Source organism: Flavobacterium sp. RSP46 (genome assembly GCF_003984825.1).
In the GTDB taxonomy this organism is placed as follows: Bacteria; Bacteroidota; Bacteroidia; order Flavobacteriales; family Flavobacteriaceae; genus Flavobacterium.
On sequence record NZ_RYDM01000002.1, the window covers coordinates 441,580 to 463,026 of the forward strand.

Sequence of the window (21,447 nt, forward strand, 5' to 3'; positions counted from 1 at the left end):
TTAAATACTAAAACCATGAAAACCGAGTTGAAAGCAAAATTCGAAAAAGTGCTATTAATTGATGATAATCCAATTGAACGCTACATTAATTCTAGAATAATTCTCCATAATAATTTTGGAAAAAAGGTTGTCGAGTTTTCACTTGCAAGGGAAGCACTGACATATTTAGAAGAAAATCAAGAAAGACATGGTCAGCTGCCTGAGATAATTTTTATAGATTTATATATGCCCCATTTTTCGGGTTTTGAATTTCTGGAAGCTTATGATAAATTTCCGCTTACTTTAAAAAATAAGGTTAAAGTATTTATTGTTTCAAACACGATTGATAATCATGATATTATTCGTGTTTGCAGGGACCCAAATGTAGTTTCCTTTCAGCAAAAACCTATTACACAAGAATTTCTGGATCGAATTATACTCAAATGATGCTAATTTTGAAACGTTTAAAAACAACTTGTTTTAAACCGCAAAGACACTCTTTTTTAATTTTCGAAACTAGTTCCATTCGTTTATAAATTATCTTTTTAAACCTTTTAAGAAAATACAATAAATGAACGCATAACTGTAGCAATAATACATTTTTATAAGAATTTTAATTATTAAAAATTCAAGTCCTTTTAGTTAATTTTAACTTTTTAATGTTTTTTTTATCCTTAAAAAGACACGAAAACAATAAAAATTAAGTTTCTCTTAATTTTTATCAAATAATTTTTACTTCGGTTCCTTTTCACTTATGCCTTAGTAGCCATCATTTATTACTTCTCGTTTTACATATATTAACGGACTAAATACATTTGCTCCGGAATTGGCACTTTTGCTAATACAAAACAAATTATTTAAACTGATTAAGGACCAGGGCAAAACCTGCACTTGCTCCTTAATTTTAACCCCAAATTATTTTTACAATGAAAAAAATTACATCACTTTTATCTATTATGGCTTTGACTGCTGTGTTTAGTACAAGTGCTTTGGCACAACAAAGTGCTTCTGCCTCTGCTCCTACAAGCACAACTATTGTTGCGCCAATTGGAATTACTAAAACAACTTCAATGACTTTCGGTTCTTTTGCAACAGGTGGTGCAGGTACATTAGTTATGACTTCTGCTGCTGTTAGATCTGCAACTGGCGGAGTTAAATTGACTACTATTACTGGAAGTCCTACCGCTGCTGAATTTTCAGTAACAGGTCAAGCATCTTATGGTTATGATATTACGTTACCAGCTTCACTTACACTTACAACTACAGCTACAGGAACAGTCAATACTATGATAGTTAATACTTTTACAAGCTCACTTACCAATAGTAAAGGTACTTTGGGTACTGATGGTACTAATAGCTTCACTGTTGGAGCTACGCTAAATGTTTTAGCTAGTCAAGTTGTTGGAACATATACAAATGCTGATGGTTTTGCAGTTACGGTAAATTACAACTAAATTGAATAAAAAGGGTGCTTAGAAATAAACACCCTTTTTAATTAAATTTTAAGGAGCTTAATTCATTAAATAGAAAAACAAAATACCACAAAATTAAAACCCTCATGACTAAAAAAAGTATTCTTATTCTGGTTCTTTTTTTAAATTTTTCATTTCCCTTACTGGCACAAGGCGATTTAATGGTATTCCCAAAACGCATTGTCTTTGACGGAATTCAAAGCCGGGTGCAAAATGTTAATTTATCCAATACCGGTAAGGATACCGCAACTTACAGATTATCCTACAGTCAGATTAAAATGGATGAAGATGGTAAATTCAATACGATAGAAGAACCAGAAGAAAATCAAAATTTTGCCTCACCTTATCTCCGTTATTATCCCCGCACCATAACTTTGGCGCCCAATGAATCGCAGGTAGTAAAAATTCAACTCATCAAAACCAGCGAATTAAAAGAAGGCGAATACCGCTCTCATCTGTATTTTCGAGGTGTTCCTAAAACGAAACTTTTAGAAAACGAAACCACCGCAACAGATACGCTCAAACCAAAAAGTTTAGATATTCAATTAACACCTGTTTATGGGATTTCAATCGCCAATATTATTACGATAGGACAAGCAACTACCGCGGTGACCTTATCTAATTTGGCATTGCTGCCATCACAGGATTTATACTTGGATATAAACCGCACAGGCAATCAATCTGCTTATGGGGAACTGAATGTCAATTATATTTATCCTGAGGGAATTAGTACTAATGTGGGACTAATAAAAGGCTTTGCAGTATATGCTCCTGGAAATTTGCGCAAAACCAAAATTAAACTCAATACTATTCCAGGTATTGATTACAGCAAGGGAAAATTACAGGTGATCTATTCTATCCCAAATCAAGAAACTACTTATGCTGAAGCCTTCCTTAATTTGTCAGACAACGAAGAATATTCACTTGAAACGGAAATTAATAGTAATAAATAAGAATCATCTGTTTGTAATTTTGTTTGTTTTTTGAAAAACATTACGATAAAAAATACAATACCAAAACATCAAAATATTTTCAGATAAATTACGCCGTGAAAGACATCGTTTTTTTCTAAAACAAAGCATGATAATGAGATAAGTGCAATCGCAAAAGAATTATATTACAGATAAACCTTTTGATTTATATATTATTTAATAGAACAGAAAATTAATAATGCCGAAAATTCTTATAACAAGTATCGTTCTAATTATATTCATATTAGACTTAAAAGTACCTCTAGGAGTAGCAATAGCTGTTTTGTATATAATTCCTTTAGTTATTTCATATACTTTAGACAAAGATAAAATAATAAGGCTTGCCATAATATGCACTATTTTAACACTTATTGATACCATTGATTACTACCATATCGAAATGTATTATAGTGTTTTTACTAACAAATTCTTATCCATTCTTTCTATCTGGATATCGTGCTTTATTATTCTACGATACAAAGATATCTTGTTACAAAAAGATACAGAAAAACAGAAATACCTAAAATCCATTACTGAAATGCTTTTTCAAGTTTCCCATCAAGTTCGAAGTCCTATTTCTAGAATGCAAGGTTTGACAAATCATATTGATTCTAAAGCTATATCAAAAGAAGAGTTAGAAAGTTTAAGTATCTATTTAAAAGATTCTGTTACTGAACTTGACATCTTCACAAGAACTTTGACAGCTAGTTTAGAAAAAATCCGAATTCAAAACACTACTGATCAAACAAATTCTAATTAATATTCATAGACGCAACTCAGGCAGTTCTCTAAAAAAATAATTCCCTTTAGCAAAAGTACTTGCTACTCTTCGTTCTTTATGACTAAATTGTACAACATCATATCTCTATTCCTTTTCTCCATGATAGCCTTTTCTGCTACTGCACAAGAGGAAGATTGCGATGAAGTTTTAGTGCTGCTTCAGGTAAAATACATTGGTGCCACCGAAATTTCCTCGGTAATATGCGGATCTAAAGTCTATCTTTCGGTATCCGAAGTTTTGGATTATATTAAAATACGAAATATACCCAATTCTAATTTTACTACTATTGAAGGTTTTTTTATTAATCAAAATAACACCTTCAAAATTGACCAAAACACCAACACCATTAGCTACAAAGAGGAAGTTTACACCCTGAAATCAAGCGATTTTATTCGTACCAAAACAAATTTATTTTTAAACGCTTCTTATTTCAATCAAATATTTGGGCTCGAAAATAATTTTAGCTTTAGGAGTTTATCCGTTGAAATGGTCTCAAAACTCGAACTTCCCGCCATTAGAGAAGCCCGATTGCTAGAAATGCGCGATAACATCAACAAAATGAAAATGGAATTTAAAGCGGACACAACTATCGTACGTGACAAACCACTACTTCATTTTGGAACAGCTAATTGGGCTGTTAATACCATACAACAATCTGAAGGAAGTCATTCAGAACGATTACTCCTCAATTTAGGCGGCATTGTAGCTGGAGGTGAATTGACCACTTTGCTAAATTACACCAGCAACCAACCCATAGTGGCCAAAAACCAGTTTTATCGATGGCGCTATGTGAACAATGAAAACAAATATATTAAGCAGTTCACTTTAGGAAAAATTTCAGCTCCTTCCAAAGCGACAATTTTGTTTCCCATTATCGGAGCTCAGATCACGAATGCCTCTACCCAAATCAGAAAATCTTTTGGCACGTATATCTTGAGCGATCATACCCAGGCCAATTGGACGGTGGAACTCTACATCAACAATGTATTAATCGATTATCTTCAGGCAGATGCCAACGGTTTCTTTTCGTTCAACGTTCCTTTAATGTACGGTCGTACCGAAGTTACACTCCGATATTATGGACCTTGGGGCGAAGAGCAGTTATTTAGCAATCAATTTGTAGTTCCTGCTCTTTTCCTTCCAAAAAAGGAGGTAGAATACACGATCAGTTCCGGGATTATTGAGGATAGCAAAGGCAGTATTTTTACCAGTGCAAAAGTAAATTATGGACTTTCTAATCACGTCACTTTGGGAGGTGGAATAGAATATATTTCCTCTTTAGAATCGAATAAAAGTATTCCGTTTTTGAATTCATCCTTTCGACTCTCGTCTCAATTATTTCTTACGGCAAGCTATTATTCAAAAGTGCTGTATGATCTCAATTTGAATTATACGACACCCAAAAACCTTCGTTTTGACTTTGATTATAGCAAATACGATAAGAACCAACAAGCCGTTCGATTCAATTATTCCGAAATGCGGAAAGCAAGTATTTCCATGCCACATCGCAGTTCTTTTTTTTCGGGAACTTCCCGATTTACCATTCAAGAAAACCTATTTAGTACCACTAAATTTACCACTTCTGAATTTTTACTCTCGGGAAATTCATTTGGATTTAATTTTAATTTTACCACCAATGCCTTTTTTACCAAAAACCAAAAACCATCGGTATACAGCAATATTTCTACCTCATTCCAACTTCCTAAAAGATTTGTCCTTGTTCCCCAATTGCGCTATGGATATGATGCCAATGCCATGACGACATTGCAAACACAATTGAGAAAGCCAATTTTTAAAAAAGGCTATATTCAAGCCTCTTTAGATTATAATTTTAAGAATCAAAACAGTAGTTTTCAAATTAGTTTTACACATAATTTCGATCATATCAATACTGGATTTTCAAGTGTTTTTTATAAAAATAGTGCTTCTTTTTCGCAATCTGCCAGCGGAAGCTTAATCTTTGAACCCCAAGCTAATTTTGTACGTTTTAATAACCAAATAAGTGTGGGCAGAGCGAGTGTAAAATTCGTTCCGTTTTTAGACATCAATGGAAATGGAAAAAAAGAGGCCAAAGAACCTCTGGTAAAAGGAGTCCAGATCATAGTAATGGGCGGTGACCGTCAGCTCGTTAATCCCGATGGAACCACCATTATAACCGGATTAGAACCCTATATTAATAATTATGTGGAACTTAATACCGCCAAAGTTAATTCTATTGCTTGGCGCATAAATAACAAAACTTTAAATTGTATACTAAATCCCAATCAATTAAAAATAATTGAAATTCCGGTTGTGGTTGTGGGAGAAGTTTCCGGAATGGTGTATCGAAAAGAAAATGAGCAACTTCTGGGAACTGGAGGCTTAAAAGTCGCTATCTATGATTTACACGATACATTAATCGCCAGTATTCTTTCGGAACCCGATGGTTATTTTAGTTATTTGGGTTTAAAATCGGGACAATATGTTGCGAAAATGGATTCACTTCAATTGGAAAATTTACAGATGAAGGCAAGTCCCTCCTACCAGAATTTTGAAATCGATAATGGTATCGATGGTGCTTTTGTAGATACTTTGGAATTTGTACTCGAAAAAACAAAATAAGTAGATCTACATAATCTTTACTGAAGTCATACGAGAAGAATCCCCAATAACTTGTATTCAAAAAAGAGCCTGAAATTTTATGTAAGTCGTTTAATGAGTTCATAGCTATTTTTTTTACCGCAAATCCGCAAATTATATATTAAAAATTAAATAGAAAAATTTGCGAATTTGCGGTTATTTTTAGATTTACTCCACAAAATTTTCATCTTTAAATCCGATCAAATATAATTTGTTTTTGGCTCGGGTCATTGCGGTATACAACCACCGAATATAATCTCTATTGATGCCGTCCGGCAAATACGGTTGTTCTATAAAAACCGTATTCCATTGCCCACCTTGTGATTTATGACAGGTTATGGCATACGAGAATTTTACTTGTAAGCCGTTGAAATATTCGTTGGCTTTTACTTTTTGGAATTGATTGAATTTTGTTTGACCTTCGTAATCTTTCAGCACTTCCTGATACAATCGGTTGGACTCTTCATAGGTTAATGATGGCGATTCGCTTTTTATGGTGTCCAATAACAATACTGTTTCAAACGGAATCTGATTGGGATAATCAATCATTCTGATTTTTACTTTGGCAAACTTAAAACCATACAATTCTTTGATATTGAAAATTTCCAAGACTTCGATAATATCACCATTGGCAATAAAACCTGCTTCATCAGAGTCTTTTAACCAGAAATAATTATTTTTCACCACCATCAGGAAATCACCTGTAGAAAGTTCGCTTTCTTTATCGAGGATTTTGGTTCGGATTTGTTCATTATATTGATTCGCTCTTTTATTGGAACGAACAATAAAAGCAGTATCTTCAATACTATAATTACTGTAAGCAGAATTAATGGCGTCCTGAATATCATAGCCATCAGTTAGGCGCACAATATCTTTGAATTTTTTGACATCAAATTTGAATTCAGTTATAAAAGAATCCTTCAATAGTTCTCGAAGTTCCGTGGCATTGTGCAAAATCCCCGAATTTTCTTCCTGACGCATCACTTCGTCCAACTCAATATATTCGACTTCTTTATCGTAGTTAATACTTAATGTTTGAATGTCCAATGCGGGACTGATATCTAAATTTACCGGCGGCAATTGAGCCGAATCTCCCAGTAAAATCATTTTGCAATTCGTGCCTGAATACACATAGGAAATCAAATCATCCAGTAGAGAACCATTTTCATAAAGCTTAGAATCGGAATTGGTGTCCGAAATCATCGAAGCTTCATCAACAATAAAAATCGTGTTGGTGTGTTTGTTTTGTTGCAAAGTAAATGAGACGCCACCTCCGGAAGATTTCTTAGGAAAATAGATTTTTTTATGAATTGTAAAAGCCGGTTTATCGGAATAATTAGCAATCACTTTTGCCGCACGCCCTGTTGGCGCTAATAAAACATACTTTTTATTGATTTCTACTAAACTATTTACAATCGTAGCTATTACGGTAGTTTTTCCGGTTCCCGCATATCCTTTTAAAACAAAAATGGTATCGTTATGCGTGTCCGTTAAAAAAATAGCTATTTTTTGAAAAAAAATATCCTGTTTGTGTGTCGGTTGAAAAGGAAATTTTTTTTGTAAAAGACTATAAAAAGAGGAGGAATTCATTTGGTATAATTTACATGCAAGGTAGAGAATGTTTTTTCAATTTCAATGTCAATAGCAATTTCAATTTTCAATTATTACTATTGATTTTGGCTATTGACATTGCAATTGATATTGTTATTGATTTTAAAATTTGTAAGTTTGCGTTGTTTAGAAAAAGTAATCTTATTATGAACATAGTCGAAAAAAATTATAAAAAACTTTCCATTCAAGTTTCATTGAAGGGACTTTCTTTTTGTACATTTGATATGCTGAACAACACTGTTATTTCATTCAATGAGATACATTTTGATCCATTTGACACCACTACCAAAATTGAAGATTTGTTTGCCAATGCCTTTCAGAATTATCCAGAATTAAAGGATACCTATGACGCCGTTCTGGTGATCCACAACAACAATCTTTCTACGTTTGTACCTACAGCACTTTTTGACGAAAACTTTCTAGGAAGTTACTTACAATACAATACAAAGGTTTTTGAAACTGATTTTTTTGCGTTTGATGAAATACCAAATAATCAAATGAATGCCGTCTATATTCCGTACGTGAATATCAATAATTTTTTTATTGATCAGTTTGGCTCTTTTGATTATAAACACGCCAATAGTATTTTAGTTTCGAAACTTTTGGTTGCCTCCAAAAACATTGACCAAAAAAAGATGTTTATTCATTTCAATTCAGGTCATTTTGAAATCATTGTGGTTCAAAACCAAAAATTATTGCTTTTCAATTCTTTTGAATACAGCACACCTGAAGATTTTATGTATTACATCTTATTTACAGCCGAACAATTGAATTTAAATCCAGAGAACTTTCAACTGGAAATGATAGGGAAAATTGAAACCGAGAGTGCTTTTTTCAAAATAGCTTACCAATACATTCGCAATGTTTCCCTAATTGATGTGGAAGATTTGCGATGGAACAATTATTTTTCTGAGGCCGAAAACAGAAATCATTTTATACTTTTCAACTCATGAGAATCATTTCAGGAAAATACAAAGGAAGACGCATTTTTCCGCCAAAAGGACTCCCAGTTCGTCCCACTACCGATATGTCTAAAGAAGCATTATTCAATGTTTTGAACAACCATTTCAGTTTTGAAGGACTAAAAATATTAGATTTATTCTCTGGAACCGGGAATATCAGTTTCGAGTTTGCCTCTCGTGGCAGCACCCCAATTACCTCTGTCGATGCGGATTTTGGTTGTGTAAAATTCATCAAACAAGTGGCAACCGAATATGATTTTAATATAGCTGCTACAAAAAGTGATGTTTTTACCTATTTAGAACGGTGTAAAACTTCGTACGATATCATTTTTGCAGATCCACCTTATGCATTAGACCAGAATACTTTTGAAAAAATTGTTTCATTGATTTTTGAAAAAGAACTGCTCAATGAAGAGGGAATGATGGTAATTGAACATTCTAAATATACCAAACTGGATCACATGATTCACTTTTCATTTAAAAAAAGTTATGGTGGTTCCATTTTTAGTTTCTTCGAAATTGGCTCTGGCGAGGAAGATTCTGAAAATGAATCAGACCAAAACGATAGTGACGAAGAATAATTCCGGAAACAATTTTAAGACAATTGCTCCAATATTTGCTTATATATTGGAGTATCAACCCCGAATTTCAAACCTTCATTAACTACATATTCTGTCAAGGAACCCACTTCCGTTTTATTACCTGCTAATAGATCTCTGTGCATTGATGATGTATTGTCTTGTGGGGACTTCTCTAATTTAGCAATAGTTTGAGCAACAATGTCAATTGGCATCGCTAATCCTTTTGCTAAAGCAACAGCAGAAATCTCGTTTAATAATGAGCTATAAACTGCCTTATTTTCAGGATTATTTAAAATTCCTCCAATGTTTTGGTTCAAACATGAAGTTGCTGAAGCCAGAGCTGAAATAAAAATAAACTTTTCCCAAATCGTTTCTTCTATATTTTCAACAAGATAACTTTCAATATTTGCCTTTTCGAAGATAGATTGTAATTCCTTTAATTTAGAAACCGGAGCATTTTTTGAACCAAAGAATAATTTTTCATAAGCACCAATTTTTTTGATCGCACCGGGAGCAACAATCATCGAAACAATATACACACAACCCTGTAATACATTATTTTCAGGAAATAGTATTTGTATGCGTGCCGTGGCATCAACGCCATTATATAAAGGAAGAATTATCGTATCTGGAGTGATACAGTTTTTTATAGATTCAAAACTTTTTTCGATATCATAGGTTTTAGTGGCGCAAATAAGGTAATCCAGCTCCCCAATTTCTTCTGGATCGTTAGAAACTAAACTAGGAAAAACAATGGTTTCACTCTCCTCTAAAATAATTTTCAAACCTTTTTGGGCTATTGCTTTTTGGGTTTCGCCACGAGCAATAAAGACAATTTCGATTGCATCCGACTCAGAATAAGCTTTGGCTAATAATCCTCCGAAATAACCGCCTACTCCACCTAATCCTAAAATTCCAATTCGTGTTATCATAAGCACTATTTAAAAAAGTAAACCATTAAGGAATTTAGAAAATTAAGCCGTGGAACTTAATGAAACTAATATCTTAATGGTTTCCTTTTAGATTTTACAATCCTAAATTTTATTAAATCTTTTAACAAAAAAAATGCAGACCTATAAGCCGGATTCTGTCTCCGAATCCCGATAGCTATCGGGTCGGAGCCTTATCATTTATCTAGATCCCGCATTACTGCGGGACTCAAGCTATCTACCCTTCAACAACGGACGAGAAGCCCTTAAATGCTGATATACTTGATATTTCACCGCATAGAGTTTACCTGGTTTCACTACAGCATTACCTGTACATACTTTCTGTTGCACTTGTCCTAATCCAATTACTTGAACCGACGGGTGTTACCCGCTATGCTTCCCTTTGGTGTCCGGACTTTCCTCTCTTTTGATTGCTCAAAACAGCGATAAGGCGGTCTGCGGTGCAAAATTACAATATTTTTTCATGTATCGCCATTTTAGATTATTTACTTTAACATCCTTTTCGCAATGACTTAATAATAAATTAGTTACCTTTATAAATAACAATAAATCTTTCATTAATCATGAAACCAATGTACCATTATACCACCGTAATAGAAGCCTTAGAAGATCTAAAAGAAAAAGGTTTTACCTATGATTTTAATATTCATCAAGATGATATTAAATCTAATCCACATAAATTTGAAGTAAATCACGTCTACCGCTACGAAGGGGATACTGATCCTGACGAAGAATCAGTAGTATATGGAATCAGCTCTGATTCTGGTAAAAAAGGAGTTTTTGTAGCTGGTTTTTCGGCAAATTCAAATAATGACGCCGCAGTTGTTTTAGAAAAATTATGCATCGAAACCGGTGGACAATCCAAACTTTAGGTAACACATAATACCGTTAAAAAAAAACACTTAAAAATCTGATTTTCTCTTCTATCTGGGCTAGGGAATTTGGGAAATAAAAACCATTTGAAAAATTATAAAATCTTTCAATACTTAAATTTTTCCATCTTTAAATTAAAACCTATATTTGCTTTCGAATAAAATTCTATGGAACAATTTGTAGTATCGGCCCGTAAATATCGTCCTCAAACATTTAAAGATGTTGTAGGACAAAAAGCCATTACCAATACTTTATTGAATGCCATAGAAAGCAATCACTTGGCTTCTGCCTTATTATTCACAGGGCCTCGTGGCGTTGGCAAAACGACATGCGCTCGTATTTTGGCTCGAAAAATAAATCAGCCCGGATACGATGATCCAAATGAAGATTTCGCTTTTAATGTTTTTGAATTGGATGCCGCATCAAACAACTCTGTTGATGATATCAGGAATTTGATTGACCAAGTTCGGATCCCGCCACAAACGGGACAATACAAAGTGTATATTATTGATGAGGTTCACATGTTGTCTTCCGCAGCTTTTAATGCTTTCTTGAAAACATTGGAAGAACCGCCAAAACACGCCATCTTTATTTTGGCAACGACCGAAAAACATAAAATTATTCCAACGATACTTTCTCGTTGTCAGATATTTGATTTCAAAAGAATTACCGTAAAGGATGCCAAAGAACATCTTGCTGAAGTGGCTGCCAGTCAAGGCGTAAATTTTGAAGATGACGCTTTGCATATCATTGCTCAAAAAGCTGATGGTGCCATGCGAGATGCGTTGTCTATTTTTGACCGAGTAGTTTCTTTTTGTGGAAAAGAGTTGACACGTCAGGCCGTTACGGAAAACTTGAATGTGTTGGATTACGAAACCTATATTAATGTAACAGATTTGATTTTGGAAAACAAAATTCCGGAATTATTAATCGCTTTCAACGAAATTCTTGCCAAAGGATTTGATGCACACCATTTTGTATCCGGATTAGCCTCTCATTTTAGAGATTTACTGGTTTCTAAAACACCTGCAACTTTATCTTTATTAGAAGTTGGAGAACAAGCACAACAAATGTATGGCGTGCAATCACAAAATTGCAGTCAAGATTTTCTCTTGAAAGGAATCGAAATAGCAAATGATTGTGATTTAAAGTACAAACTGAGTCAAAATCAACGACTTCTTGTTGAGCTTTGCCTTATGCAACTGGCCTCTATCACTTTTGATGGAGAAAAAAAAAAGTTGACCAATTTATAATTCCACCTACTTATTACAGGAAGAATGATTACGCTATAGTAGAAATTCAAAAAAACAATGGCAATGGCAATGTCAAAAATCAAGTTCCAGTTTCCAAATCCGAAACTGTTTCTCAGAACTCAGCCGAAGAGTTTAAACCTGAAGTTGTTCAACCTGAAACCCAAAACCCAAAACCCATAACCCATAACCCATCAGGAAACGAGCCTAAGATTTCAGCTTTTTCGTTATCCAGTATTCGGGCAAAAAAAGCTTTAGAAGAAAGCAATAAAGGAATAATAAAAGAAGTTCTTAATTTGCCTACAGAAACTTTTAGCGAGACTGAAATGTTGCTGTATTGGAATAAATATGCACAACGCTTAGGAGAGAAAGGGTTTCGAATTATGGAATCACTCCTGCTCATTAATGATCCGGTATTAAGTGGGACTGCCATCACAATTGAGTTGCCCAATGAAGGATCAAAACTTGATTTTGAAAAAGAATTAAATGGGCTTTTGGGATATTTAAAAGGGCATTTACACAATCACGACATTACAATTGAAGTGATTGTAAATGAAAGTATTCAAAGCAGAAAAAATTTTAATGACCAAGACCGTTACAACAGACTTCATGAAATAAATCCAAATATTGATCTGTTACGAACAACATTTGGATTAGATTTAGATGCATAATACACATAATTTAGATTGGAAACTTAAATTTTATTGTAGTACATGGCTTTTACAATACCATCTGAAAGTCCAATTTTAGGAACATAAATATTTCTGGCACCACTCCATTTCATAGCATTCAGATAGATTCTGGTTGCAGGAATAATTACATCGGCACGATCCGGATTTAATCCCAACTCAGATATTCTTTGCTCGTAACTAAGGGAATTCAGGAAAGCGTATTGTGAATTCATATAAATGTACGACAAGGGCTTTTCTTGTATTTTTCCGGACATTTTAAAAAGCTTATTAATGTTTCCGCCAGAACCTATTAAGGTAACTTCATCGTATTCCTGCGTATTTGTTTTAATCCATTTTTCTATTTCATCCCAGACTACATCGCAAACCATGTCATTTAATAAACGTACGGTTCCGGCTTTGAAGGATCTTGAATTTTTCATTTTTCCATTCGAAAACAATGTAAACTCGGTGCTTCCCCCACCAACATCTACAAAAAGATAGGTTTGATCCGTCTTTAATAAATGATGTAAATCAGTAGAAGCAATTATGGCTGCTTCTTTTTTACCATCAATAATTTCAATTTTTATATCGGCTTTTTTCTTTATTATTGTCACAACTTCCTTACCGTTATAGGCTTCGCGCATGGCTGAAGTAGCAAAAGCCTTATAGGATTCTACTTTGTGAACTTTCATCAAAAGATTAAAAGCTTTCATGGCATCACACATTCTTTCAATATTTTCTTCTGAAATTTCACCAACGGTAAAGGCATCTTGCCCAAGACGAATAGGAACACGAACCAAGGAACTTTTGTTAAACTGTGGCTCTTTGCCTTCTTGTTCTACTATATTTGTAATTAGCAAGCGCATGGCATTAGATCCAATATCGATTGCTGCATATTTTTTTATTTTAATCATTTTGTTTGGATTCGTTATTCCTTATAAAAAATCATTATTCAATTTAATGTATCAAACAAATGATTACCGGGATGATACTACTTACTTTTTGGATGCTAGTTCTAACTTATTTTGGTAATATTTATAGGTCTCTAGTTGTGCCCTAAAAACAGGATTATGATTTCGTCCTCTGTATTTATTATCTAATTTATAGGAATGAAAACGAGCTTTTACGTTGCCTTTCCATCCGATATCAAAATTATCGATTAATTCATTTTTTATTTCCTGATCATAAATAGGACAGGTTACTTCGACACGGTCATCTAAGTTTCTAGTCATGAAATCTGCGGATGAAATATAAACTTCGGTTTGTCCGGCATTTCCAAAAATATAAACTCTGGAATGTTCTAAATAATTATCCACAATGCTTATGGCCTCTATGTTATTGCTCATTCCAGCAATACCGGGTATTAAGGAACAAATTCCTCTCACTTCAAGTTGAATTTTCACTCCTGCCCTGCTGGCTTCATATAACTTATCTATCATTGCAAAATCAGACAAACTATTCATTTTTAGTTTCATATGTGTTTTCCTTCCGGCTAATGCATGTGTAATTTCACGGTCTATTAATTTTACAAATCGAGTTCTTGTATAGTGAGGCGAAACAATCAGATGTTTGTAACGATTCACCCTGTAGTTAATGTCAAAAAACTCAAAAATCTTCATGATATCTTTCAAAATTTGTTGGTGACTCGTAAAAAGAGTCACATCAGTATAGACTTTGGCGGTAGATTCGTTGAAATTTCCTGTTGAAATAAAACCATATCGTTTTATCTTATCATTTTCATTTCTTTCGATGACACATATTTTACTGTGGACTTTTAGCCCTTTTATTCCAAAAATAAGTTCAATACCTTCTAATTGCATTTGTTCAGCATAGGAAATATTTGAAGCTTCATCGAAACGAGCTTGTAATTCGATTTGAACCGTTACTTTTTTTCCATTTTTAGCCGCATTAATCAGAGAGCTAATAATTTGAGAATTTTTAGCTAAACGATACAATGTGATTTTAATGGAAGTCACTTTTGGGTCCAATGCCGCTTCACGCAAAAATCGTGTGAGATAGGAGAAAGACTGATAAGGAGCATTTAATAAATAATCTCTTTGGCTAATTTTTTCTAAGATACTTCCTTCGAGACTTAGCCCAGGAATGGGTAAAGGATCATTCGTTTTGTACAATAAATCAAATCGCCCAAGATTAGGAAAATTCATATAATCCCTTCTGTTATGATATCTCCCTCCTGGAATAATACTATCTGTTGATTCAATTTTCATTTCATCAAGAAAAAACTGTAAGGTATCTTTTTCAATCAATTGGTCGTAAATAAAGCGAACTGGTTCTCCAATTCTTCGGTCTTTTACACTCAAGGATATCTTTTCGATCATGCTTTTACTTAAGTCACTATCGATATCCAATTGCGCATCTCTGGTAATTTTGATCATGTGTGCTGAAACACTTTTATAATCAAAAATATTAAAGATGCTGCTTAAATTATGTCGAATCACGTCATCAATAAGAATTACATATTGTTTTTCATTATCAGAGGGCAAAACCACAAAACGGTTAATTGTTTTAGGAATTTCGATAACGGCATAGCGAATCTCTGAGGTGTGATTCATCACCAACTTCACTGCCAGGTATCCGGATGTATCTTTTAGCAATGGAAATTCTGCTAAATCATTTAATATAATAGTGACTAATTCAGGACTTAATTTTTGGATAAAAAAGTCCTTCAAAAAAATTTCTTGTTGTGTGGAGATATCATTTTCCGTAATGATAAATATATTTTTTTTCTCGAGTTCCGATTCAATTACACTCAAAATTCGCAAACTTTCGGATTGCTGCTGGATAACAATTTCAGTGATATCTTTGACTAATTGTTGTGCTGAAATACCCCCAAGATATTTTTCTCCGGTTATCCCTGTTAAACTTAATCGTCTGATGGCGGCAAAACGAACTCTAAAAAACTCATCTAAATTATTGGAAAAAATACCTAAAAACCGCAATCTGTCTAGTAACGGAACTGAATTATCTCCAGCTTCCTGAAGCACTCTGGCATTGAATGCCAACCAACTTTTTTCTCTATCAATATATTTATGTGCTACTACTTTATTCATCTTAAATCTTTGGGGAATATAATTTTTTTTATTTTACCTTTTTTTATTTTTTTCCAATTTTCAGTATCAAATTCTAAGGATACAAATCCGGTTGTAGGAATGTTTTCAACGAAAACATCCCCAAATTTATTCACGAAATTTGTAACTGCCCCGTTATGTCCAAAAAGAATAATATTTTCGAAACTGTTACTGCAGGATTTAATAGCTTTCTCAAGCTTTTTTTCATCAAAGGTATAAAGGTCGTCTTTGTAAATGATACAGTCAATAGGATATGCTAAATTTTGAGCAAAAATTAACGCAGTGTCTGTTGCTCTTTTGGCTGTACTCGTCCAGATTAGATATGTTTTGGGTATAAAATGGCTAATATCCGAAGAAACAAGATGCGCATCTTGTATGCCTCTCTTTGTTAAAGCACGATCCTTATCGTGTAACGATACCTCCCAACTTGATTTTGCATGACGTACTATAATTAAATTTTTCATAATGTAAAATAATTTTAGGGTCTCTAAACATAAGAAATTAAATAATCAGATACAATTTACAAAAACTAAGTTTATTATTTAAATTTTTTTATTAAAAACTATGTTATTAGTATCAAAAAGAATCATTACAAGGTGCTTTTTAGTTGGTAAAAATGTTTTTAGTAAACAGTCTAAAAAATAAGTCACCTTAAATCAGTCTATTAGTAAATAGATGGTTAAATTATAAACAAAAATTACAAAACCTCTTTTTATGGCAAATAATTATATCCCTATATTATAAAAAATTAACTTTCTTTTCCGTTTTTTATCTTTTTTTTTTAAAAAATTTTACCTTTCATCGACTTTTTAAGTAGTTTATAGAAAAAAGAAACAAACCTGCTGTATTACCTATAATTTAGCTCTTTTAAACATTGCCCTGTTTAAAAAAACCTGAATATAATCACTCATACCTACATGAAAAAAAATACTTTACCCCAAAAAATATCTTCTCAGATTTATCAAATTTTTTTGAAAAGTCCTTCACTCTAAATATATCATTCATCTTCATTAATGAATAGTCAGACTGACTTTGTAAATACTATTCAGTGTATTAACAGAACAAAGGACTAGAAAAATTTCATTTAAATACAATACAAATAATTGCTAGCAAAACATCATTCAAAAACAGAATGTATGTTATTTAAAAGTTCTGAAGGATAAAACAAAAATTAGGAATTTAAAAAACAAAAAATGAAAATAATTTTACTTTATACAATTACTATCGTGTTCATTTCATCAAATTTAAGCTCGAACAAATGTTCAGATTGGATTTCTTTTGGTCAAAGCAAAACGGAATCCTTACTATTTCTTAGAACTTGTGAAAATGAAAATGGCGATTCTGGATATTTTGAAATTAAGAATGAAAATGAAAAAGATGTAAAACTTACTTATGTCATTACTTTCAAAAATGGGGATCTTTTTACGGCTAACATTATGATACCTCTAGATGACAAAACAGCACAAATAGTTTGTTGGAATTGTTTAGAGTCTAAAGATAGTGGAATTGCTTCCTGGAAATTTGAAAACATTGTTTTTGAAGACCAAGCCGGCTACTAATATCATTTTGTTTTTCAACATTATTATGCTTTAAGACTTGAATTTGATTTTTAAAATTCAAAATAATACTCCTCAATTAATTAAAATTTGATTGTATGAAAACTAAAATTACTCTTTTTTTATTGGCTTTCTTTATGTCTGAAAGTCCTATACATTCTCAAACTAATCCCAACAAAACATTCGATGCAGGCTCTTATATTATTGATATGGGGCAAAACACTACAGTTGCCAAAGGTTTAAAGCCTTATGGCTTAGTTTACACTTTGATTCGCGATAAAAATGTACCAGTATACTGGTCAATAAACTCCTCAAAAGTTAAAGATGGTGCTGATTTTTCAATTGGATCTAAAGCCTATAAAGGGGGAACTTTTATAATTGCTGCTGAGGATGCCGCTATTTTAGGAACCCTTATTGCCACTTGGAGATCAAATGGGGTTGTTATTGATGGCCCGATTGCAGCACCCTTCACTGCACCCATATTTAATAAACTTACCAGCTGGCCAAGGGCACTACTAGATACCGAAAATGGTAGCCTAATAACTCCATATTATCTTAATGCCGGAATTCCATCAAGTTCTTATGTAACACAAAGTAACCCAACTCAACTTACAAATTGTGGTGATATTTACGTACTGCCACATGCTGATCCACAGAATTGGTCTTCGGCGTATGTTATCGCACTAAGAAATTATATGCATAATGGCGGCTATCTTTGGGTAGGCTGTCATGCAGTAAGCGCATTAGACATAGTGAGTGCGGGGAATACAACTCCATTTAATTTTCTTACGGAAAAAGGTCTAGAGCCATGGGGAAATCACAATAAGCCAATCGTTGTTGGAACTTATAATCCATCCGCTAATGCTGATCCGGTGATGCAGTTTATTGGGAAAATGGATGCTTCACTACAAAATGGATCAGAACGAATCTATCTTCCAAAAGCAGAATCTTTATGGAGAAGTACTACTAAAGTAGCCATTTATCAAAACAATTATACGGACTCTGGTAGAAATTACACTTTCCCTGAAAATCCGGCTGCTCTTCTAGCTTATGGACCAACTTATGGTGATGCTACCAAGGGTATGGTAATGTATCAAGCGGCTCATGAATATAACAGTGGAACTACTGAATCTATGATTGCGGCTCAAAGATCATTTTTTAACTTTGTACTATTGGCTGGAATTAAACAACAAATTAATGTAAACCTTAACAGCTCTTTTCCAACTGCATTAACTCCTAGTCAAACGTATCCATTAATAGCAACTGTGACTGGAAATAAGGGGGCGGTTACCTATGAATGGTCCGCTATTGGAGGTGGGACTTTTTCAAGCACTTCAACAAACCCAACAACCTACATCGCTCCTTCTGTAATTGGGAACGTAGCACTCCAACTAAAAGTTACAGATGCCTGTGGTAGATCTAATTTTGTTTCCGCTTTTATGAATGGTGGTTCAATAGTAAGTTGTGCAGCAGAAGCTATTCTACCTTCAACTCCTACTTTTAAAAACAATTGCGGTAATGATATCATATTTACAGGTCTAACTATTAAAGAGCCTAATTCATCTTCAATTTGTAATACTACAAAAACTTACACGTGGTCTTATGTAGATTATACAACATGTAATCCAAGTGAAACTCCATATACCCGCAACTGGTCTTATACATATACAATAAAAGATTTAGTAGCCCCAATAATAAGTGCTGCCGGTCAAAATATTACAATTAATTCTCCGACAACACCTGTTTTTAGTCCGCCAACTGCAACTGATACTTGTGGAATAACCACAGTTAATATACTTTCTACCACTCAAACACCTGGCAGTCGACCTGGATTATACAGTACAACCAGAACTTGGGATGCATCCGACAACTGTGGGAATCGCAGTGATTCAGTAAGCCAGACTATAACAACAAATATTGTCTCAGCTCAATGTAATTCAGATACTCCACTTCCTTTTATTGATAGCACTTACGGTAACCTATTAGCAACAGCAAGTATCAACGGTGTGTGTGTGCTTTGTGCGGTTCCTAATGCTTCTAGGTTAATAGATACAGACTTGAATAATTTTGCAACTGCATTTGTAACTATTGGCGCAGCAGGTTCAGCAAATTATAGAGTGACAGACACAGATACGGATTATTCTGCTGGTACTTATGTAGGGTACAGGATTGATACTGGTAATTTATTGAGCTTAAATTTACTGGGCTCAATTACAATTAGAACATATCTGAACGGTACATTAAAAGAAACAGCTTCGGGTTCTTCTCTTTTGGGTGTAGGATTGCTTAACGGTTCAGGAAATAATTATGTAGTAGGTTTTAATACAACTCAAGATTTTGATGCGATTGAAATTTCTGTAGAAGGTTTGGCTAGTTTGTTAAATACTATTGATGTTTATTACCCAGTTATCCAAAACTATTGTACAGGTCCGGCTTTAAGTTGTAATACCGCATCGGCAATGAATCTTCCAGCTTATCCAGTAAGTTTAGAACCGTCACATACTGGCATTTCAGGCATAAGTTTAGGTACTATTTACGATGCTTCGAATGTCATTAGCGCTAATACAAATGATTATGCTACAATAACTTTAACAGCTGGTGTCGCTGCTTCGGGAAGTATTGCTGTAAAAGATCAACTAACGGATTATTCCGCGGGTACTTATGCTGGCTTTGAAATAGAAAACTCTAATTTGCTGAATGTTTCAGCCTTAGGGAATATATCAATAATTACATACCTTAATGGAGTTCAGCAAGAATCTTTTTTGGGTAATAATTTGGTAGTCAATGGCTCTTTATTAAACAATCCTGGTCGGTATAAAGTGGGTTTTGTTTCAACAAAATCATTTGATGAAGTTCAGCTTTCCATTAACCAGACATTGTCTCTGAATTTAGGTTCAACAAGAGTTTATAGTGCTGTTTTTGAAAATTTCTGTGCTGGGCCTGATTTGGTTTGTAATACACAAACAGCGATGTTAGCTCCTACTTATCCAGTTTATATTAATGGTATAAATACAGGTATTGATGGTTTAGTTTGTGCACTTTGTTCAATAAACAATGCAGACAATTTGATAGATCAGAATACTTCAAATTTTGCTCAAATAAATTTAACGATAAGTGTTGGAAACAGCGGTAGTATTTCTGTAAAAGATCAGGTAAAAGATTATCCTATAGGTTCTTTTGTAGGTTTTACAATAGAGAATCCTTCATTGTTGAATGTAAATGCACTCGACGCAGTCACTATAAGAACGTATCTTAATGGAGTTCTTCAGGAAACTAAAGTTGGAAATGCTGCTTTAGTTACGGTAGGAACCAATCTTTTGGTAGGAAGTAGTTTACAGACAATTGGTTTTGTTACAACTAAATCTTTTGATGAAGCTCGTATTACTATTACTAATACAGCAACAGTGAGTCTGGGAGTTGTGAATGTTTACAGTGCTATTTTCCAAAAATTGTGTCCGGTAATCTTAGAATGCAATAAAACATACGCATTGACGAATCCAATTTTTCCTGTAATCATTGATAGTGGAAAAACCGGTGTTGATGGATTGGCTTGTGTGGCCTGCGCAGTTAACAATACAAATAATGTATTAACAGCAAACACTACTGATTTTGCTTCGGTTTTAGTTACCGCAGGAGTAATTGCTCCAGCTTCTATAGCTGTTTTAGATCAGTTGTCTACTTATCCTGCGGGTAGTTATGCAGGATTTACAATAAAAGATTTGAATAGTTTGATCCAGTTAGATTTGTTCAATTCGTTAACTATTTCTACTTATTTAGACGGTGTATTTAGAGAGTCTAAAAGTGCATCACTATTGTTAAATCTATCTTTGACGATACCTCCGTATGACTCTGGTCCTGGAATCTATAATGTGGGTTTTCAGAGTACTCAATCTTTTGACGAAATCAGAATTAGTGTAGGGTCACTTGCGAGTGTAATAAATGATATTAATGTATACGGAGCATTTATCAACACAGCAAGTACTAGTGGCGGAACTTTGCAATGCGCTGCTATTGTCGCTAATGATGATGCTGGAACTGCTGTAAATGGTGCCAACGGAGGAACAGCTTTCTCCAATGTTTTA

General features: G+C 33.7%; 17 protein-coding genes and 1 other RNA gene. 12 read left to right on the forward strand and 6 right to left on the reverse strand.

Translation table 11 applies throughout. The features are described 5' to 3' along the window. Positions 1-15: 15 nt before the first annotated feature. The 5 genes from EKM01_RS06180 (at position 16) to EKM01_RS06200 (ending at position 5,804) form a co-directional block, all read left to right on the forward strand. Complete coding sequence (locus EKM01_RS06180; RefSeq protein WP_126569050.1) at positions 16-426, forward strand: response regulator; 411 nt, start codon at positions 16-18, stop codon at positions 424-426. 479 nt (positions 427-905) lie between these two features. Then, a complete protein-coding gene (locus EKM01_RS06185) occupies positions 906-1,433 on the forward strand; it encodes a DUF4402 domain-containing protein (protein WP_126459250.1) in 528 nt (175 codons plus the stop codon). A gap of 104 nt (positions 1,434-1,537) precedes the next feature. Further along, the gene (locus EKM01_RS06190) at positions 1,538-2,404 is read left to right on the forward strand and encodes a molecular chaperone (RefSeq protein ID WP_126767417.1); all 867 of its coding nucleotides are present in this window, start codon (positions 1,538-1,540) and stop codon (positions 2,402-2,404) included. A 217-nt stretch (positions 2,405-2,621) separates the two neighbouring features. Continuing rightward, complete coding sequence (locus EKM01_RS06195; RefSeq protein ID WP_126767419.1) at positions 2,622-3,182, forward strand: hypothetical protein; 561 nt, start codon at positions 2,622-2,624, stop codon at positions 3,180-3,182. A gap of 120 nt (positions 3,183-3,302) precedes the next feature. Next, on the forward strand, positions 3,303-5,804 hold the full coding sequence (locus tag EKM01_RS06200; RefSeq protein ID WP_126742094.1) for a hypothetical protein: 2,502 nt from the start codon (positions 3,303-3,305) through the stop codon (positions 5,802-5,804). 186 nt (positions 5,805-5,990) lie between these two features. On the opposite strand, the gene EKM01_RS06205 is transcribed toward EKM01_RS06200, so the two are convergent. Further along, positions 5,991-7,412 (reverse strand): ATP-dependent RecD-like DNA helicase, encoded by a 1,422-nt coding sequence (locus EKM01_RS06205; RefSeq protein WP_126459238.1) that lies wholly within the window; start codon positions 7,410-7,412, stop codon positions 5,991-5,993. A 167-nt stretch (positions 7,413-7,579) separates the two neighbouring features. Between EKM01_RS06205 and EKM01_RS06210 the strand changes: the two genes are divergently transcribed. Together EKM01_RS06210 and EKM01_RS06215 are read left to right on the forward strand one after the other, a co-directional pair. Then, positions 7,580-8,386 carry a DUF3822 family protein gene (locus EKM01_RS06210; RefSeq protein WP_126459235.1) on the forward strand — a complete coding sequence of 269 codons (807 nt, stop codon included), beginning with the start codon at positions 7,580-7,582 and terminating at the stop codon, positions 8,384-8,386. Continuing rightward, complete coding sequence (locus tag EKM01_RS06215; RefSeq protein WP_126451673.1) at positions 8,383-8,976, forward strand: RsmD family RNA methyltransferase; 594 nt, start codon at positions 8,383-8,385, stop codon at positions 8,974-8,976. Before EKM01_RS06210 ends, EKM01_RS06215 begins: the two co-directional genes overlap by 4 nt. Positions 8,977-8,990: 14 nt before the next feature. On the opposite strand, the gene EKM01_RS06220 is transcribed toward EKM01_RS06215, so the two are convergent. Beyond that, a complete protein-coding gene (locus EKM01_RS06220; protein WP_126767422.1) occupies positions 8,991-9,908 on the reverse strand; it encodes a ketopantoate reductase family protein in 918 nt (305 codons plus the stop codon). A gap of 128 nt (positions 9,909-10,036) precedes the next feature. Next, an RNA gene (gene rnpB / locus EKM01_RS06225) (RNase P RNA component class A) lies at positions 10,037-10,368 on the reverse strand. 121 nt (positions 10,369-10,489) lie between these two features. On the opposite strand from rnpB, the gene EKM01_RS06230 reads away from it, so the two are divergent. From EKM01_RS06230 to EKM01_RS06240, 3 genes are all read left to right on the forward strand, one after another. After that, positions 10,490-10,798, forward strand: a complete 309-nt coding sequence (locus EKM01_RS06230) for a hypothetical protein (RefSeq protein ID WP_126459229.1) — start codon at positions 10,490-10,492, stop codon at positions 10,796-10,798. Positions 10,799-10,966: 168 nt separating this feature from the next. Continuing rightward, entirely contained in the window at positions 10,967-12,052 is a 1,086-nt protein-coding gene (gene dnaX / locus EKM01_RS06235; RefSeq protein WP_126451676.1) for a DNA polymerase III subunit gamma/tau, read from the forward strand. Positions 12,053-12,345: 293 nt separating this feature from the next. Next, positions 12,346-12,720 (forward strand): DNA polymerase III, encoded by a 375-nt coding sequence (locus EKM01_RS06240; RefSeq protein WP_231507343.1) that lies wholly within the window; start codon positions 12,346-12,348, stop codon positions 12,718-12,720. Between the two features lie 23 nt (positions 12,721-12,743). Here EKM01_RS06240 and EKM01_RS06245 read toward each other — a convergent pair whose 3' ends face one another. From EKM01_RS06245 to EKM01_RS06255, 3 genes are all read right to left on the reverse strand, one after another. Continuing rightward, complete coding sequence (locus EKM01_RS06245) at positions 12,744-13,634, reverse strand: Ppx/GppA phosphatase family protein (protein ID WP_126767425.1); 891 nt, start codon at positions 13,632-13,634, stop codon at positions 12,744-12,746. A gap of 81 nt (positions 13,635-13,715) precedes the next feature. Continuing rightward, positions 13,716-15,791 (reverse strand): polyphosphate kinase 1, encoded by a 2,076-nt coding sequence (ppk1, locus tag EKM01_RS06250; protein ID WP_126459224.1) that lies wholly within the window; start codon positions 15,789-15,791, stop codon positions 13,716-13,718. Next, positions 15,788-16,273 (reverse strand): histidine phosphatase family protein, encoded by a 486-nt coding sequence (locus EKM01_RS06255; RefSeq protein WP_126459221.1) that lies wholly within the window; start codon positions 16,271-16,273, stop codon positions 15,788-15,790. Before EKM01_RS06255 ends, ppk1 begins: the two co-directional genes overlap by 4 nt. Before the next feature lie 729 nt (positions 16,274-17,002). Between EKM01_RS06255 and EKM01_RS06260 the strand changes: the two genes are divergently transcribed. Beyond that, positions 17,003-17,368, forward strand: a complete 366-nt coding sequence (locus EKM01_RS06260; protein ID WP_126459218.1) for a hypothetical protein — start codon at positions 17,003-17,005, stop codon at positions 17,366-17,368. 95 nt (positions 17,369-17,463) lie between these two features. Beyond that, the coding region (locus EKM01_RS06265) for a hypothetical protein (protein WP_199749405.1) at positions 17,464-21,447 on the forward strand (3,984 nt) is incomplete at its 3' end.

Excerpts from the sequence above, each read along its gene's own strand:
- EKM01_RS06180 (WP_126569050.1), top strand. The coding sequence starts at position 16 with ATGAAAACCGAGTTGAAAGCAAAATTCGAAAAAGTGCTATTAATTGAT.
- EKM01_RS06185 (WP_126459250.1), top strand. The coding sequence starts at position 906 with ATGAAAAAAATTACATCACTTTTATCTATTATGGCTTTGACTGCTGTG.
- EKM01_RS06190 (WP_126767417.1), top strand. The coding sequence starts at position 1,538 with ATGACTAAAAAAAGTATTCTTATTCTGGTTCTTTTTTTAAATTTTTCA.
- EKM01_RS06195 (WP_126767419.1), top strand. The coding sequence starts at position 2,622 with ATGCCGAAAATTCTTATAACAAGTATCGTTCTAATTATATTCATATTA.
- EKM01_RS06200 (WP_126742094.1), top strand. The coding sequence starts at position 3,303 with ATGATAGCCTTTTCTGCTACTGCACAAGAGGAAGATTGCGATGAAGTT.
- EKM01_RS06205 (WP_126459238.1), bottom strand. The coding sequence starts at position 7,412 with ATGAATTCCTCCTCTTTTTATAGTCTTTTACAAAAAAAATTTCCTTTT.
- EKM01_RS06210 (WP_126459235.1), top strand. The coding sequence starts at position 7,580 with ATGAACATAGTCGAAAAAAATTATAAAAAACTTTCCATTCAAGTTTCA.
- EKM01_RS06215 (WP_126451673.1), top strand. The coding sequence starts at position 8,383 with ATGAGAATCATTTCAGGAAAATACAAAGGAAGACGCATTTTTCCGCCA.
- EKM01_RS06220 (WP_126767422.1), bottom strand. The coding sequence starts at position 9,908 with ATGATAACACGAATTGGAATTTTAGGATTAGGTGGAGTAGGCGGTTAT.
- EKM01_RS06230 (WP_126459229.1), top strand. The coding sequence starts at position 10,490 with ATGAAACCAATGTACCATTATACCACCGTAATAGAAGCCTTAGAAGAT.
- dnaX (WP_126451676.1), top strand. The coding sequence starts at position 10,967 with ATGGAACAATTTGTAGTATCGGCCCGTAAATATCGTCCTCAAACATTT.
- EKM01_RS06245 (WP_126767425.1), bottom strand. The coding sequence starts at position 13,634 with ATGATTAAAATAAAAAAATATGCAGCAATCGATATTGGATCTAATGCC.
- ppk1 (WP_126459224.1), bottom strand. The coding sequence starts at position 15,791 with ATGAATAAAGTAGTAGCACATAAATATATTGATAGAGAAAAAAGTTGG.
- EKM01_RS06255 (WP_126459221.1), bottom strand. The coding sequence starts at position 16,273 with ATGAAAAATTTAATTATAGTACGTCATGCAAAATCAAGTTGGGAGGTA.
- EKM01_RS06260 (WP_126459218.1), top strand. The coding sequence starts at position 17,003 with ATGAAAATAATTTTACTTTATACAATTACTATCGTGTTCATTTCATCA.